The following is a 15,815-nucleotide window of genomic DNA, read 5'->3' as shown; positions in this document are numbered from 1 at the left end:
TGCAAACAAAGACCCGGCGATCGTGCGATCGCCGGGTTTTCATTGTCACGGAACCAGAGCTTCGCGCTCAGACCTTCGCCAGCGGCTTGGCCGGGCTTTTCGAACCGCCATCGCCACCCTTCGGCTTGCGTGAGGCGGTCCGCTTGCGCGTCCCGGGCAGTTTCTCAGGCTTCGGCGTGACCGGGCCTTCGACAAACTCGAAGCCGATCTTGTCTTTACCAGCTTCCGGGCCCTGCTCGTCCTTGATGAGCACGACGCGGACATGGCCGCCGCCCTTCAGCTTGCCGAACAGCACTTCATCCGCCAGCGGCTTCTTGATGTGCTCCTGGATGACACGCGCCATCGGCCGCGCACCCATCTGTTCGTCATAGCCTTCCTGCACCAGCCACGCCTTGGCGGGCTCGGAGAGTTCGATGGTCACATCGCGGTCCGCGAGCTGGGCTTCGAGCTGAAGCACAAACTTCTCGACCACCATGCCGATCACGTCCGGGTTCAGATGCGCGAACGACACGATCGCATCCAGACGGTTGCGGAACTCCGGCGCGAACTGCCGGTTGATCGCCTCGTGATCCTCGCCTTCCCGCCTGCTGCGCGTGAAACCGAACGCAGCCTTCGCCATGTCGGCGGCGCCCGCGTTGGTGGTCATGATTAGGATGACGTTGCGGAAGTTGACCTGCTTGCCGTTATGGTCGGTCAGCTTGCCGTGATCCATGATCTGCAACAGCACGTTGTAGAGATCCGGATGCGCCTTCTCGATTTCGTCGAGCAGCACCACGCAATGCGGATGCTGGTCCACGCCATCGGTCAGCAGACCGCCCTGGTCGAAACCGACATAGCCCGGAGGCGCGCCTATCAGGCGCGACACGGTATGCCGCTCCATGTACTCCGACATATCGAAGCGGATCAGTTCGACGCCGAGCGACGCCGCCAGTTGCTTGGCGACCTCGGTCTTGCCGACGCCGGTCGGGCCTGAGAACAGGTAAGAGCCGATCGGCTTTTCCGGTTCGCGCAGACCCGCGCGGGCGAGCTTGATCGACGCCGACAGCGCCTCGATGGCCTTGTCCTGACCGAACACGGTGCGCTTCAGCGTCTGTTCGAGATGCTTCAGCACCTCGGCATCGTCCTTCGAGACCGACTTCGGCGGAATCCGCGCCATCGTCGCGATGGTCACTTCGATTTCCTTGATGCCGATGGTCTTTTTGCGCTTGTTCTCGGGCACCAGCATCTGCGCCGCGCCGGATTCGTCGATCACGTCGATCGCCTTGTCCGGCAGCTTGCGGTCGTGGATGTAACGCGCAGACAGGTTCACCGCGGCCTCGATGGCCTCGTTGGTGTATTTCAGCTTGTGATAGTCCTCGAAATACGGCTTGAGGCCCTTGAGGATGCCGATGGCGTCATCCACCGTCGGCTCGTTGACGTCGATCTTCTGGAACCGGCGCACCAGCGCGCGGTCCTTCTCGAAGTGCTGACGGTATTCCTTGTAGGTGGTGGACCCCATGCAGCGGATGGTGCCGGACGCCAGCGCCGGCTTCAGCAGATTGGATGCGTCCATCGCCCCGCCCGAGGTCGCGCCCGCGCCGATCACCGTATGGATTTCGTCGATGAACAGGATCGCATTGGGATGCGCTTCGAGTTCCTTGATGACCTGCTTGAGTCGCTCCTCGAAGTCGCCGCGATAGCGCGTGCCCGCGAGCAGCGTGCCCATGTCCAGCGAGAACACGGTGGACGCTGCCAGCACTTCCGGCACTTCGCTGTCGACGATGCGCTTGGCAAGACCTTCGGCGATCGCAGTCTTGCCGACGCCCGCCTCGCCGACGAACAACGGATTGTTCTTCTGGCGGCGGCACAGCACCTGAATGGCGCGGTTGATTTCGGCGTGGCGGCCGATCACCGGATCGATCTTGCCGTCGCGCGCCTTCTTGTTGAGGTTGACGCAATAGGTATCGAGCGCCTCACCCTTCTTCTTGGAATCGTCGTTGCCCTTGGTGTCGGCTTCCTCGTCGACGCCGCGCACAGGCCGCGCCTCGGACACGCCGGGCCGCTTCGCAATGCCATGGCTGATGTAGTTCACCGCGTCGTAGCGGGTCATGTCCTGCTCCTGCAGGAAATACGCCGCATGACTTTCGCGCTCCGCGAAGATCGCGATCAGCACATTGGCCCCAGTAACTTCCTCGCGGCCGGACGACTGCACATGAATCACCGCACGCTGCACGACGCGCTGGAATCCGGCCGTCGGCTTGGCGTCGTCCGCGCCTTCCGCCACCAGATTTTCGAATTCGGTTTCGAGATAGTTGACCAGGCTGCCGCGCAGCTTGTCGAGATCGACGCTGCACGCACGCATCACGGCGGCGGCGTCGGAGTCGTCGATCAGCGAAAGCAGCAGATGCTCGAGCGTCGCGTACTGATGGTGGCGCTCGTTAGCGATAGCCAGCGCGCGGTGCAGGGATTGTTCAAGGCTCTGAGAGAAAGTCGGCATTCGCGTCCCTTATGGCCCCCGCCATGTCATTCGATCGTTTTGTGGTCCGGTCCGGCTTGATCAGTTCCTGCAACCTGTCTGTGTTGTTCCATGTTCCGGCGGCATCGCCGGATCGACTCAAAGGCTACTTCTTTTCCATCACGCATTGCAAAGGATGCTGATGTTTTCGTGCAAAGTCCATCACCTGCGTCACCTTGGTTTCGGCGATTTCGTATGTAAAAACGCCACACTCGCCGATGCCGTGATGATGGACATGCAACATGATCGTGGTCGCGGCTTCAACGTCCTTGTTAAAGAACTTCTCTAGAACGTGGACGACGAACTCCATCGGCGTGTAGTCGTCGTTCAGGATCAGGACGCGATACAGGTTCGGTTTCTTGGTCTTCGGCTTGACCTTGGTAATAACGGACGTGCCGGGGCCACTGCGCCCGCTGTTGCCGTTATCATCCTTGCTCATTCGCGGGCTGACGCTGGCGGCTTGCTCGCCGGCCGCCTGAGGCGCCGCGACTGGTTCCAGGTATGAAGACAATTGCAGCATGGCTTGAGAGTTCGAAATCCCCAGAAATGGCGCTTTGCCCACAGCAAATCGCCTCCGATTACATTAACAATATGGGTCGCCCTTGGCCTGCCCGCAAGCAGGCCATTACCGCCCGAAACCGTACAGAAAAGACAGCGTTGCGAGGCTGCGGCGATTGCACGTGGTTAATGCAATTGCCGTCAATTCACGCCAAATTCGCTGAAGATCGTTGGAACACCATTCAGCATTTGCGCCGATTACAGCCTGTCAGCGGCACTTTATGGGGCATTTTACGTAGATTGGCCGCAACTTTTACCGCCCCTTCATCGCCCGCACCTATCACATGGCATGACCCATTTTTTGGTGATCGCCATGAACATTGCATCGATTTTCAAGCGTCCCCGGCCTTCCGCCACCGCTCTTTTGGGCGCTGAACCGATAAAATTCGAGCGAAACGGGCAACCCTCCCTTAAGAATGAAACCGCGCTGAATGCGCGGCCGGCCGCCTTCTCGTCAGGTGCACCCGTTATTCATCGCAGCATTTTACTACCTCTTCACGCCTCCGGCCTATCCGCGTCCCAGAACCTCATTTTTCTGGTGACGCCATGAATGATGCATCGATTTTCAGCCGGGCCCTGGGATTGCTCGCCCGCTTCCGCCGCGCAGACGGCGGCAACGTCGCCGTCCTTTTTGGCATCGCGATCGTTCCGATCTTGGTCAGCGTCGGCACAGCGATCGACTATGCCCGCGTCAATAACGCCCGCACCGCCATGCAGGCCGCTCTCGATACCGCGGCCCTGATGATCTCGAAGGATGCGACGGGCCTGAGCGCGGCTGAAATCAACCAGAAGGCGCAGATTTACTTCAATTCACTCTACAAGCACCCCGAGGCGCAGGGTGTCGTCGTCACCGCGACCTACACCAACAGCGCCAGCCAGGGCTCCAAAATCGTTCTGAACGGTACGGCGTCGATGAACACCGATTTCATGCGGGTCATCGGCTATCCTGCCATCGACTTCGGTGCGAGTTCGACCACGGTCTGGGGAACGACCAAGCTGCGCGTCGCGCTGGCGCTCGACAATACCGGCTCGATGGCCAGTGCCGGCAAGATGACCGCCCTGAAGACTGCCGCGAAGAGTCTTCTCGATCAGTTGCAGTCCGCAGCGAAGACCAATGGCGACGTCTATGTTTCGATCGTGCCCTTTGCCAAGGACGTCAACGTCGATACGTCCAACAAGTCTGCAAAATGGCTCCGCTGGGATCTTGGAACATGCACCAAGTCAGCGGGATGGTGGGGCTCCACGACGTTGGGCTTCCTGACCCAGACCGACTGTACCAATAAGGGCGGCGACAACTGGACGGCGACGTCATCCAACGGATGGACCGGCTGCGTTTCGGATCGTGTCGATACTCCGACAGCATACGATACGTTGAGTACGGCCCCCTTTAATACAAAGGCGACTGCAAACAATATCTCCGATCGCAACACGCAGTTTCCGGCGGAGAACTACTCCGACTGCCCGACGTCGATCCTGCCTCTGACCTATGACTGGACGGCGTTGAAGAACAAAGTCGATGCGATGCAGCCGCAGGGCAACACCAACCAGGCGATCGGCATGGCGTGGGGTTGGCTGTCGCTGCTGCAACAGGACCCTTTCAACGCTCCTCCGGAGGATGCCAACTACAAGTACACGAAGGCCGTGATCCTGCTGTCCGACGGCGACAACACGCAGAACCGCACCAGTTCGAGCGCATCGGAGATCGACGCACGCCAGAGGCTTCTGTGCGATAACGCCAAGGCCTCGGGTATCACGATCTATACGATCCAGGTGAACACGGCCAACGACAACACATCGAGCGTGATGTCGTACTGCGCCAGCGGCAGCAGCAACTACTTCGCGACCACGAGCGCCAGCGGCATCAACACGGCGTTCAGTTCGATCGGATCGGCGCTGTCGAAACTGCGCATCGCGAAATAACAAAGCGGCCCCTCCACACCGCAATAAAAAAGCCCGGCATTGAGCCGGGCTTTTTCGTCAGTGGAGAGAACCGTGAAATTAGTGGGTGGTGGTCGGCGTCACCTTCGCGACGAAGCCTTCGAACGGCTTGAAAGCCTGCTTGGCGAGATCGGTGTAAAGCTCGCCGATCTTCTGCGACTCGGCGACGAAGGTCTCGTAGGAGGTCTTCGCGTATTCGGTCTGAATTTCGATGGCCTTTTCGATCGACTTCACGCCCGACAGCTTCTCGACGAACGACTTGGTGTCTTCGAACGACTTCTTGGCGTATTCGCCGTATGCGTTGGCGATCGACTGAAGGCCGCTCGAGAACGTGTTCGCAGAGGCAACCGCTGCGTCGAACTGCTCTTTGCCGTACTGCTGAAACTCTTCAACCTTAACCATAGAGGGTCCTTTCCCAGACTTGATGACCTGCACTTGCCGGGAGGTACCCGGCTCCCTAACCACGACTTTCGTATACCGCAACGCACAATATAAGTCAAGAATCTTGTGCGTCGCACAATCGTCTTAAATCCGAGACAAATCCTGACGGCTTCGGAAACCCTTGCTTAACCCTTTCGAAACCGTCCCCACCTACTTTGATTCCCTGCGCTTTTCGCTTTCGATCCGGAATCCGAAAAGCGGCGCAACTCCAATGCCTTAACTGGATGAACGCGCATCCGGTCAAATGGCTGGAGCGGCGGTTTCGCACGGACGTCGCGGCCGAAGAAGAAAGGCAGCGCCGGACCAAATTTTGGCCTCAGAACGAGGCGAATACACTGGGAATCGGACGGGGAAATTCATGCTTGGGGTCAAATCGGCAGCGTCAGTACGGACGCTTGGTCTTTGCCTTCTCGGCGTCGCCACCATCTCCGTGGCCGTCACTTTCACGATCGACACAGCCGATGCCCGCCGGCGCCACCGGCACCGCCACCACGCCGCCGTATCGAGTTACAGCCCCGCCTTCTCCTCCATCATTGTCGACGCCAATTCCGGCAGCACCCTGCAGGCCTCCAGCGCCGACAGCCTGCGCCATCCCGCTTCGCTCACCAAGATCATGACGCTCTACATGCTGTTCGAGCGGCTAGAGAGCGGCAAGATGAAACTCGACACCCAGATGGATGTGTCGGTCCATGCGTCGCAGCAGGCCCCGACCAAGCTCGGCTTGCGGCCAGGCCAGTCGATCCGCGTTGAAGACGCCATCAAGGGCCTCGTGACCCGCTCCGCCAACGACGCAGCCGTGGTCATCGCGGAAGCCATCGCCGGTGATGAAGATGATTTCGCCAAGGCGATGACGCGCAAGGCGCACGCGCTCGGCATGAGCAAGACGGTCTACAAGAACGCATCCGGCTTGCCGGACGACACGCAGGTCACCACGGCGCGCGATCAGGCCACGCTCGGCCGCGCCATTCAGGATCGCTTCCCGAAATACTACCGCTACTTCGCGACCGAGGCCTTCAACTACAAGGGCCGCTCGATCCGCAACCACAACAAGCTGCTCGGCCGCGTCGAAGGCGTGGACGGCATCAAGACCGGCTACACGCGCGCGTCCGGTTTCAACCTCGTCACCTCGATGAAGCGTGGCAACCGGCATGTGGTTGGTGTCGTGATGGGCGGCCGCAGCGGCGGTTCGCGCGACGCGATCATGCGCAACCTGCTCGCCGAACATCTCGATGAAGCCGCCACCCGCCGCACCGTCGCAGCGATCACCGAACGCGGCGGCGACACCCGGCTCGCCAGCGCAGATGACGGCGACACCGACACCAATGTCGAGACGAAGTCCCGCCCCGTCGTTCAGGTGCAAGGCGCGATCAAGGTTGCGTCTACCGCGCCGGAGCCCGTTCCGCTTCCCACACCCCGTGCGCCCGTCAAGGCTGTCGCGGACACGCAGGACAAGCCCGCTCCCGCTCCGCTGACCAGCGGCGTGATTTCCTCACAGGCCATCGCCACCATTCCCGGATCGGCCGAACCGATGACGCCGGTACGCGTCAGAACCGTTCAGGTCCGGATGGGGCAGACCAAGGTCGCTTCGGCAGCGCCGGGCGCACCGGCTCCGGTTTCGACCAGCACCATTCCTGCGCCGCGCAAGGCTGAAGTCGCGGAGACCTCAAAGGCTGTTGTCGCCAAGGCCGATATGAAGGCTGACATCAAGGCTGAAGCGCCCGCCGAATCCAGAACCGAACGGCAGGCCGATCCACGTTCGGAACCGTGGCCTGTGGCTTATGCCCAGCCGCGCAACGATTTCCCCGCTCCGCTTCCGGCCCAGCCGAACACCAGCAACGGCATCGGACAGGTTGTCATCGGTACGCCGTCCTCATCGGCGACGCCTCCTGCACAAACCCTCGCCTACGCAGATCCCAACCCGCGCGGAACGCCGCCCACCACGCTCGGCGCGCAGGCGATCGCACTTCAGACATCGTCGGCGCCGCAGCAGCAGCCTGCCCGGCAACCCGTCCAGCAGGCAGCCGCACAACCGGTGCAGCAGCCCACCCAGACCATGCAGCACAACGGCGCGATCAAGGCCGTCGCGCGCTCGGGCTGGATCATTCAGGTCGGTGCGCTTGAAAGCGAAGGCGAAGCACGCCAGCGGCTCGATGCGGCTCGCGGCAGCGCAAGCCGCCTGCTCAGCGATGCCGACCCGTTCACCGAAACGGTGTCGAAGGGCAACAAGACGCTCTATCGCGCGCGCTTCGCAGGCCTCAATCAGGATTCCGCCGAAGCCGCCTGCCGCACGCTGAAGCGCTCCGACATCTCCTGCATCGCCATCAGGAACTGATCGGCTCAGCCGGATCCACGACAAAGCCCGCGGTTCTGCCGCGGGCTTTTTCTTTGTTGCGGCTCGGCGCGTGCAACCATTTTTCAAGATTTGGTCTCTAAAACCTTAATCGTGGGAACGATCACGCCGGACAACGGCGGGCGCCCGCAGGGGCATTCAACACAGAGGAAAGAGCTGCTCGCAGTTTGTGGCGTGATGTTGCGTGCTGGAGTCAGTGATGATTGCGAAGAAGAGTGTCCTTGGCTTCGTTCACCCGGGCAGCGAGATACGTCGAGCCCCCCTGGTCGGGATGAAGTTTCTTCATGAGTCCACGGTGCGCCCGGCTGATGTCATCGCGCCCCGCTCCCGGCTTCAGGCCAAGGATCTGATAGGCCTCCTCCGTCGTCATTTTTCCACTCGACGACGCACGGCGATCCTCGCGACCACCCCCGCCTGTCCCTTCGCCCTGCGCGTGCTCACGCCAGGCGGGAAACCGGCGGTCCAGATAGCTTTCAAGAAGAGCCCAGCTCTCCGCGTCGAACCCCCGCGCCAGAGCAATGAGTTGGTCGAGCGTGAAGTCGTCCAGTACACGCCCCGCTTCGGGTCCGGCGGTAATAAGCCCCTCAAGCGCACCGGTGTCGTGGTCGAGCGTCATCTTTATAAACTGGGACCGTACCTGGGACTTCTGCCCCTGTGACTTCCACGCGCCGGGGCCGTAGTTGCCCCAGGCGGAGCCGAGTTGCGCCCCGAACGGCGACCAGCCGAGCAGGCCCGCGCCGAAAATGCCGAGCGGGATTGCCACGGCCAGTTCGCCCCTGATTCCGATGAACGCCGCGGCCGCCAGCGTCACCACGCCGCCGCCGCCCCGAACGATCTTCGCGAGCCACTTCGGATCTGCGCCCTTGATGACGTTGAGGGCAACATAGATCAGCGCGACGGCGACAATGCCTGCGATCAGGGTCGGCATGGGAATCAGGTCATCCTTGCAAATCGTTCTTCAGCAGCGTGCCGAGACGACACGCATACCTGATCTATGGCGATACGGGGATTTGTTAAGCCGATATATTGCGAAATAACGCCGCGCCTGTCTGGCGCCACAAGTTACTTCATCTGCCCGAGCAGCGCCGCCGCCCCCGACGTATTCTTCGCCAGCCGCATCAGCGCGTCCCGCCCGCCCGCTGCGTAAGCCGCCGCCGCCCGCAGAAGCTCGCGCAACTGCGCCGCAGAGCCCATGTCGAAACGGCACCACGCCCCCCCGGTCAAACGCGCGATTTCGCGGAACGCTGCTTCAGCCGCCGGGTCGTTGCCCTCCTGGAACATGAAGCACGGCACCTTCAGCAGGCCGAGTTCACCCGCGGTGGCGCACAGCGCATCCACATTCTCCTCCATCGCATCGCCGACGAACACGATGGCGCGCACGCCCGAAGCGATGGCTTCCTTGCGCGCGTCCGACAGCACGCGGCCGAGTTGCGTCTGGCCGCCCTGGCAATCGATCTTCGCCATGAGTTTGGCAAGGTGCGCGGTGTCCGAAATCCACCCGCTGGCGCGGCACTCGTTGAGACCGCGATAGTAAACGAGACGCACGGCCAGTCCGCCAATGCTGCCGGCCTCGCGGAACATGTCGGCCTGCAACTGGCACGCCATGTCCCATGTCGGCTGCCGGCTCATGGTGGCGTCGAGCGCGAAGATCATGCGGCCGGTACCGGCCTTGCCCGGAGTCATCGCGCGCGCCTTGGCGACGAACGCGGCGATGTCGGCCGACGTATCGGATTGCGCGACCGACGACGCGCCGCGCTGGCCTGCGACGGTCTTGTCTCCGCTCTTTGGAATGGTCGGATCGCGGGTCATATCAGCTCACAATGAACACTGATCTTATGTGGAGCGCGATCTGAGCCCGGTCAATGACACATATCGGGCGTCCATCGACAGCCTGAATGTTCGGCTCCGAAGCTCACTTATGTTCGGCAGGTCGCTTTTTTGCGCTGTGAAGACGAAGATGGCCGGGTCAAGCCCGGCCATGACGAACACAACTATCGCGATAACGCCGATGAATCAGGGAGCATGGTTCCCCGCACGGGGACGACGCGGAGAGAGAGATTGCGCATACGAAGCGCGCGCCAAAATAAGTCGCGCCGACCGCCTATTCGATCGGCACCGCGAGCCGCCCGATGAGTTGCGCGACCTCGTTCAACTGACGGTCGTCGTGGTCGGCAACGGCGCGCGCCAGACGCGACACGCATTCGTCATCGCTGATCATCGGCGCGATCTGCTCGCCCATCGATGGCGCAAGACCTGATGGCACAAGACCTGGAGAGCGAAAAGACGTGCTGATGGCCATGACTGTCACCTCTGTTGACGATCTGCTTGCCTGGAAACAAGCAGATGTCATGCCACCAACGAAATGTGGCAGTTCAAGGTGAAAACGCCGGCAGGAGAATGCATCACGCAATCGTGCAGCCACCGATCCGGTGACGAACGCGCGACAAATCAATGATCACGAAGTGTCAGTTGATCGGAGGAGCAACCTGCGCGATCGGGCCAGGCTGCGGAACGGTGATCTTTTTGGTATCGACCGGCGCCAGCTTGCTGTCGTCTTCCAGGAATTTGTCGAGAACGCCCTGGATCGACGTCTTCACATTGTCCGGTCCGCGATCACTCATATCGGTGTGCTTGAAACCGGTATTGACCACGGTGATGCCGGATTGCTCGCAAATATCGTCATCAGGCACGACGCCCGGATCCGGCTTGAAGACGGCGTCCTTCGAGCGGAACGAAAGAATCTTGAACTTGCCTTCGGTGAGGAACGGCACGCGCAGATTGTCGAGCGTGACAACCTTCTTCACGCTCTCCGGATGCATCTTGGCGAAATACATCGAGATGTCGCCGCCGTTGGAATGGCCGACCATTGTGAGGCGGTCATAGTCAGCGTTCGGCTGGATCTTCTTCATCTGCGCCACGGCGAAATCGATGTTCGCCACGCCACGCTCATAGACCGGCAGACGGCCCACGTATGGCTCGCCGACTTTCGTGACCAGCGGCGCATCGCTCGCCAGATCGTGCTGGACGCTGACTGTCATGTAACCGCGCGCAGCCAGCACGTTTGCGAGGAACGAGTATTCAGTGAACTTGACGGTGTTGCCGTGGTTGACGATCGCGACCGGCAATACGCTCAGGCCCGCATTCGCCGACATTTCCTTGTCGCGCCGGACTGCGATGGCCACGACCACCGGCCGATCGCGCACGGAATCATAAAACGTCAGGGTTTCGTGACGGATCGCCCACTTGCTCGCGGTGAAGTAAGCGACAATCGCCACCGCAAACAGTCCAAGCAGGATAAAAATTCCGCGCTTCATCACGTCCTCGAAAAACCGGGGCGGGCTGACTTTCGTTCAGATCACCTGGTCATCACAGTGTTTTGGAATCCTTCTGCCTTGTCCAGCCAGATCATAACACGGATGTGACAAACCAAGATAATTCCCTTCAATGTGCCTGATACTCGACACCTATTTTGTGCGATGCATCAAACATGCCAGATTTGACCGTTGCTTACCTAATATAAGCGACGATCTCCCACCGGGTTCACCGGGCAAAGCGTAAAATTGTACCTTTGGAACCGGAACCGCCGTTGGCCGGTGTCCGGGAACCAGCCCTCCGGCAGGAAACTCAGGCAGTCAGTCCGTGAGTTTCCAGCGGGCGGTCGACTTGGGCGAACCATTCCGCACGGGTCGCGGCACGGCGGCGACCTCGCTCGTCGATCGGCAACTTGAGATGACGCAGCAGGCCCGTCACCTCTTCGCGCGCGGTGACATGGGCCATGTTCGGCCGGGTGCCCAATGTCGCCTCGTCCAGATCGTCCAGCGCGGTCAGGCCGCGGGGGAAGAACTCGCGATACACCACGCGCTCGGCAAAGCCGTCGACGGGGCGGAAACCGAGCCGGAACGAAAGCTGGTCGAGTCCTTCCGCGATGAGTTGCTTGTTGCGCGAGCCCAGCATGGACAGGCGATTCCGCACCACGATCCAGTCGGTGGTCGCGCCGTCGAGATCGCGGCGCTGCTTGCGCGCGGCCTTCACCATGGTGGCATAGTGGCTTTCGCCGATCACGGAATAGGTCGTGGGATCGACCGAACCGAGAACGTCGAAATCCAGAAAGCTGTCGTTCAGCGGCGTGACCAGCGTGTCGGCCATCGAATGCGCCAGCCGCATCAGGTAATTGTCCGTTCCCGGCGTATCGATGACGATGAAGTCGTAGGTGCGCTCCACCGCGCTGACGGCCGCCGAGAATTGCTCGCACTCCGACATTTCGTTGTCGTTGATCTGCATGCTCGACCCCAACGCGATGCAGCAATGATGCGGCAGCTCGAGGGAAAGACCGGTGCGCTGGGCCCAGGCCCGGCGATTCTCGATGTAGCGGGTGAAGCTCTTCTGACGGGAATCGAGGTCGATGGTGGCGACGCGCTGTCCAGCCTTCAACAGGGCGACAGCGACGTGAAGCGCGGTCGTCGATTTCCCCGACCCGCCCTTCTCGTTGCCCAGCACGACGACGTGCGTCGACCCGGACTGGCCCTGACTCGTCTGCAAAAGCATGTAAGATTCCCCTGTGGATATCTTCGGGCAAGTGCGGAAAGAATCAAGGGAAATTCGAATGGACCCACCTTCATGATGAATCCTGCAAATGACGGAGCGAACGCCGCCGGCATCGTTGGCTCGCACGGGCAGCTTTGTTAAGACTGCTGCCCAAACCACGATCAATCTGCATCAGACACCGGCACGAATGACCCGCTCCCCCATCATCGCCCGCTCGCTTTCATCCCTTCACCGCGCCCGCGCCGAACTGGGCAAGCGCAACGCGACGCTTGCTCTTGTGCCGACCATGGGGGCGCTCCATGACGGCCATGTGTCGCTGGTCCGGCTCGCCAAACGGCGCGCGAAAAAGGTCGCGGTGTCGATCTTCGTGAACCCCACGCAATTCGCGGCGCATGAGGATCTCGGCTCCTATCCCCGCACCTGGAAGGAGGACATTGCCCGACTCAAAGCAGAGGGTGTCGATCTGGTCTGGAATCCGGATGTGAAGACGATGTACCCGGACGGCTTTGCCACACGTGTCGCTCCCGAGGGACCGGCGCTCGCGGGACTCGAGGACAAATTTCGCCCGCACTTTTTCGGCGGGGTCGCAACCGTCGTCGCCAAACTGTTCACGCAGGTGCGCCCCGATATGGCGCTGTTCGGCGAGAAGGACTTTCAGCAGCTCAAGGTGGTTACGCGCATGGCGCGCGATCTCGATCTCGGCGTCAAGGTGATCGGCGGTGCGATCATTCGCGAACGCGACGGCCTCGCGATGTCGTCGCGCAATGTCTACCTGTCGCCCGATCAGCGGCGGACTGCGACCGTGCTGTTTCGCACGTTGAAGGCGACGGCGAAGCGATTGCGCGCCGGCGAGGACTTCAGCGCGGCGTTGTCCGATGGCGCTGACGTCATCAAGGAAGCCGGGTTCGCACTCGATTATCTCGAAGCGCGGCACGCCGAGACGCTCGCGCCCATTTCATCGCTGAACGATGGACCGATCCGTCTGCTGGTGGCGGCGAAAATCGGCACGACGCGCTTGATCGACAACATCAAGGCTTAAACTTTTTTGGCATGAGCTTTATCCGAAAACCGGCTTCCACTTTTCGGGATCATGCCATTTACAACAGCCCAAGCTCGCGCAGTTCGCGCCGCATCGGCTCAGGCATCGCGGCAACGCTCGCGGCCGCCTTGCCCAAATCCGGTGGCGCGCTCTTGGGATCGAGATAACGCCAGCCCTGGAACGGCCGCATCGGACGCGGCGACACCGCGATCAGCTTCGGCTCCATCACAAGGCGGCATCGCCCGATGCCGTCCTTGTCGCGGAACGGTTCGATGCCGAGAATTTTCTCACGCGCGGCAATCTCGCCTTTGATGACCCAGTAGATCGACCCGCCGTCGAGTAATTCCTCAACGCGCTTGGGAGCCATGCGGGTGACGTGGATGTGGCGGGGCGGCTGCCCCTTCGCCTTGGCCAGTTTCACACGCTCTGCGATCCAGCCCTTGAGATCCTTGACGGACGTCGCGCCGACGCTGAGCTTGATGAGATGAAGAGGCATATTCAGGATCGCCAGCGCGATGCCGAAACACGCGCTTCAAGTTGAAGGAGACCGATCAGTTATCAGCGCTCTCCTTGGGAGGCGCAAGCTGCACCGGAGCTTGTGCACGCGATTTCTGCGGCGCGGCTTTCTTCGCAGCGGCTGACGGCGCCGGTTGCGGATTGATCACCGCCGGCGCGCTCCGCGCGGACGGCGAAGCGCCCGGTTCCGCCGGACGTGGCCCCGCCTGTGCGCCCTGCGGAGCCGTCTCGGGGGTCATGATGTTGATAGGGGGAATTGATGCCGCGCTCGGAAAATCACCCGATACCGGCTTTCCCGGCGGCGGCACGGTACCAAATGCTGCAGCTAACGGAGACGAGCCCGGAACCGCGTTGGCGACCGCGGGCGCCGCGTTCCATGACGATGCATAGCGGCCGACGAACCCGTCATACAGGTTTTCGCTCATGTTGGAGGATATCTGCGCGGAGTTGGTGAGCGACTGGTAGAACGGGCACGGCGACGACAGCGTGCAGCCCTCGCGCGTCTTGAGAACCTGGGCAACCAGCCCGTACCGATCGCGCTCTATCGTCCGCCGCAGCGCGTTGAGTTCCGGCGTCATCACCTTCGCGGCTGCGGCGGCATTCCCGAAAGCCGCAAGCCGGCTGATCTGGGACGCTGTGTAGGATACGCCCGCTGCAACGGTGTCAGCCGACGCAAACAGCGCCTTCTCGCACGCCGTCTCGACGCTTTCACCGGCCAGACCATCGAGACACGCCAGCGCCGGAAGCGATGCAGCCGCCTGCCCTGACGATTTGGGATCGGCGGATGGACCGCTCGCGACACCCGACGCGCGCATCATCGTGGTGACGGCAATACCGATGGCCAGAAGCGTGATGACAGTCAGCGCGCCGTTCGCAACCGACCGCTCGGCGCGAAACAGCGTCACCAGCAAGACAAGCGCGAAAAAGCCTGCGGCCAGAAGAGTCAGCCACATCGGCAAATTCGGCGAATGCCACAGACTATCGATCGATTCCGCCCATGCCCGGTTCATGCGGGGTCCCCTTCACAACGAACAAGACCAAGCACCGCAACCGCGGCAAAATTCCGTCAGTCGACGGCGAGCTGGCTTTCCTTGGCTACACGCTCGAAGGCTTCGGTCGAACTCTTGATTCGATACTGACAGTCGTCACCGTCTGTCGGCAGCAGGCGGATCACCTCATAGGTTCCACTCGCGGCCGGACGGGCCACGTTGCTTGCCGTGAAATAGACGGTCTCTCCGACGATGTATTTGTGCTTCAACACCCTGCTCCATCACGCGATACGCGCATTTTGGTGGCCTGCCATTGTCCCGGCATAGCCCGTTTGACGCCCGGCAGATTTGTAGCACACCAGACCACCTTTTGGCCAGACAAACCGGCGCATGGAAAACGGGTGATTGTCCTTTATTTATCAATACGTTGACCGTGCTTTTCAGGCGTTGCGCAAGGGGCAAGGCAGGGTCCAACCGGGTGCAAGGCCGCAATTTTGCCGCCTGTTCCGGCGGAGACAATTCTCCGGCAATTCCAGTGAGTTAAACGCTCAAGTTCATGCTGTAGGTGGAAGCGTCCCCTGCGGGCTCGCTTGATCGACGGCGGGCGGTAAAACCTCCGCCAGGACCGTCGAAAGCTGGTCCACGGGAATGCCGAAGCGCGTGGCGAGCTGCCTCACCGTGGCGCTTCCGAGTACCTCCTGAAGTTGAAGCGCACTGATCGGCAGATTGTGGCCGGTCCCGACCCAGGATTTCACCTGATCGCCAAAGCCCGCCTGTTCCAGCCGGGCGACGATCGCGGACAGTCCGCCCTGCTTGTCGCTGCCAAGCACTTCACTGAGGACAACCGGAACGATGCCCGGTTCCAGTTCGCTCGCTGCCCTTGCTGCCATCACGCTGGTCAGCATGTCCAATATACCCATCACGCGATCCTTAAAGCCGTCGCTG

The 15,815-nt window shown here is 61.3% G+C and carries 16 protein-coding genes; 4 read left to right on the top strand and 12 right to left on the bottom strand.

Annotation, left to right across the window (positions count from 1 at the left end):
- Positions 1-67: 67 nt before the first annotated feature.
- Together clpA and clpS are read right to left on the bottom strand one after the other, a co-directional pair.
- Entirely contained in the window at positions 68-2,476 is a 2,409-nt protein-coding gene (gene clpA, locus AC07UB_RS00165; protein WP_492789844.1) for an ATP-dependent Clp protease ATP-binding subunit ClpA, read from the bottom strand.
- Between the two features lie 124 nt (positions 2,477-2,600).
- Positions 2,601-3,014, bottom strand: a complete 414-nt coding sequence (clpS, locus tag AC07UB_RS00160) for an ATP-dependent Clp protease adapter ClpS (protein WP_492792645.1) — start codon at positions 3,012-3,014, stop codon at positions 2,601-2,603.
- Here clpS and AC07UB_RS00155 point away from each other — a divergent pair.
- The gene (locus AC07UB_RS00155; RefSeq protein ID WP_494652595.1) at positions 2,996-3,427 is read left to right on the top strand and encodes a hypothetical protein; all 432 of its coding nucleotides are present in this window, start codon (positions 2,996-2,998) and stop codon (positions 3,425-3,427) included. The two genes, clpS and AC07UB_RS00155, sit on opposite strands and share 19 nt — an antisense overlap.
- Positions 3,428-3,598: 171 nt before the next feature.
- On the top strand, positions 3,599-4,972 hold the full coding sequence (locus AC07UB_RS00150; RefSeq protein WP_492789847.1) for a vWA domain-containing protein: 1,374 nt from the start codon (positions 3,599-3,601) through the stop codon (positions 4,970-4,972).
- A 78-nt stretch (positions 4,973-5,050) separates the two neighbouring features.
- On the opposite strand, the gene AC07UB_RS00145 is transcribed toward AC07UB_RS00150, so the two are convergent.
- Positions 5,051-5,392 (bottom strand): phasin family protein, encoded by a 342-nt coding sequence (locus tag AC07UB_RS00145; protein ID WP_492789848.1) that lies wholly within the window; start codon positions 5,390-5,392, stop codon positions 5,051-5,053.
- Positions 5,393-5,789: 397 nt separating this feature from the next.
- Between AC07UB_RS00145 and AC07UB_RS00140 the strand changes: the two genes are divergently transcribed.
- Positions 5,790-7,763: a D-alanyl-D-alanine carboxypeptidase gene (locus AC07UB_RS00140; RefSeq protein ID WP_494652598.1), complete on the top strand. Its 1,974-nt coding sequence runs from the start codon at positions 5,790-5,792 to the stop codon at positions 7,761-7,763.
- Positions 7,764-7,974: 211 nt separating this feature from the next.
- Here AC07UB_RS00140 and AC07UB_RS00135 read toward each other — a convergent pair whose 3' ends face one another.
- From AC07UB_RS00135 to AC07UB_RS00115, 5 genes are all read right to left on the bottom strand, one after another.
- Positions 7,975-8,709 carry a DnaJ domain-containing protein gene (locus AC07UB_RS00135; RefSeq protein WP_494652600.1) on the bottom strand — a complete coding sequence of 245 codons (735 nt, stop codon included), beginning with the start codon at positions 8,707-8,709 and terminating at the stop codon, positions 7,975-7,977.
- 134 nt (positions 8,710-8,843) lie between these two features.
- Positions 8,844-9,590: a VWA domain-containing protein gene (locus AC07UB_RS00130; RefSeq protein ID WP_494652602.1), complete on the bottom strand. Its 747-nt coding sequence runs from the start codon at positions 9,588-9,590 to the stop codon at positions 8,844-8,846.
- A gap of 292 nt (positions 9,591-9,882) precedes the next feature.
- Positions 9,883-10,080: a hypothetical protein gene (locus AC07UB_RS00125; RefSeq protein ID WP_492789857.1), complete on the bottom strand. Its 198-nt coding sequence runs from the start codon at positions 10,078-10,080 to the stop codon at positions 9,883-9,885.
- Between the two features lie 166 nt (positions 10,081-10,246).
- Complete coding sequence (locus AC07UB_RS00120) at positions 10,247-11,095, bottom strand: alpha/beta fold hydrolase (RefSeq protein ID WP_492789858.1); 849 nt, start codon at positions 11,093-11,095, stop codon at positions 10,247-10,249.
- 310 nt (positions 11,096-11,405) lie between these two features.
- Positions 11,406-12,326 carry a division plane positioning ATPase MipZ gene (locus tag AC07UB_RS00115; RefSeq protein WP_494652604.1) on the bottom strand — a complete coding sequence of 307 codons (921 nt, stop codon included), beginning with the start codon at positions 12,324-12,326 and terminating at the stop codon, positions 11,406-11,408.
- A gap of 187 nt (positions 12,327-12,513) precedes the next feature.
- On the opposite strand from AC07UB_RS00115, the gene panC reads away from it, so the two are divergent.
- Positions 12,514-13,365, top strand: a complete 852-nt coding sequence (gene panC, locus AC07UB_RS00110; RefSeq protein ID WP_494652606.1) for a pantoate--beta-alanine ligase — start codon at positions 12,514-12,516, stop codon at positions 13,363-13,365.
- A 58-nt stretch (positions 13,366-13,423) separates the two neighbouring features.
- Here the strand turns inward: panC and AC07UB_RS00105 are convergent, their stop codons facing one another.
- From AC07UB_RS00105 to AC07UB_RS00090, 4 genes are all read right to left on the bottom strand, one after another.
- Positions 13,424-13,861: a DUF1489 family protein gene (locus AC07UB_RS00105; protein WP_492789864.1), complete on the bottom strand. Its 438-nt coding sequence runs from the start codon at positions 13,859-13,861 to the stop codon at positions 13,424-13,426.
- Between the two features lie 55 nt (positions 13,862-13,916).
- Positions 13,917-14,891, bottom strand: coding sequence for a hypothetical protein (locus AC07UB_RS00100; RefSeq protein WP_494652608.1), 975 nt, complete (start codon positions 14,889-14,891; stop codon positions 13,917-13,919).
- A gap of 56 nt (positions 14,892-14,947) precedes the next feature.
- Positions 14,948-15,139 (bottom strand): hypothetical protein, encoded by a 192-nt coding sequence (locus AC07UB_RS00095; protein ID WP_492789866.1) that lies wholly within the window; start codon positions 15,137-15,139, stop codon positions 14,948-14,950.
- Between the two features lie 285 nt (positions 15,140-15,424).
- A complete protein-coding gene (locus tag AC07UB_RS00090; RefSeq protein WP_494652610.1) occupies positions 15,425-15,790 on the bottom strand; it encodes a YidB family protein in 366 nt (121 codons plus the stop codon).
- Positions 15,791-15,815 lie beyond the last annotated feature (25 nt).

This window comes from Afipia sp. GW821-FHT04G03 (genome assembly GCF_059419985.1).
This window is presented reverse-complemented; position numbering and strand designations above follow the sequence as displayed.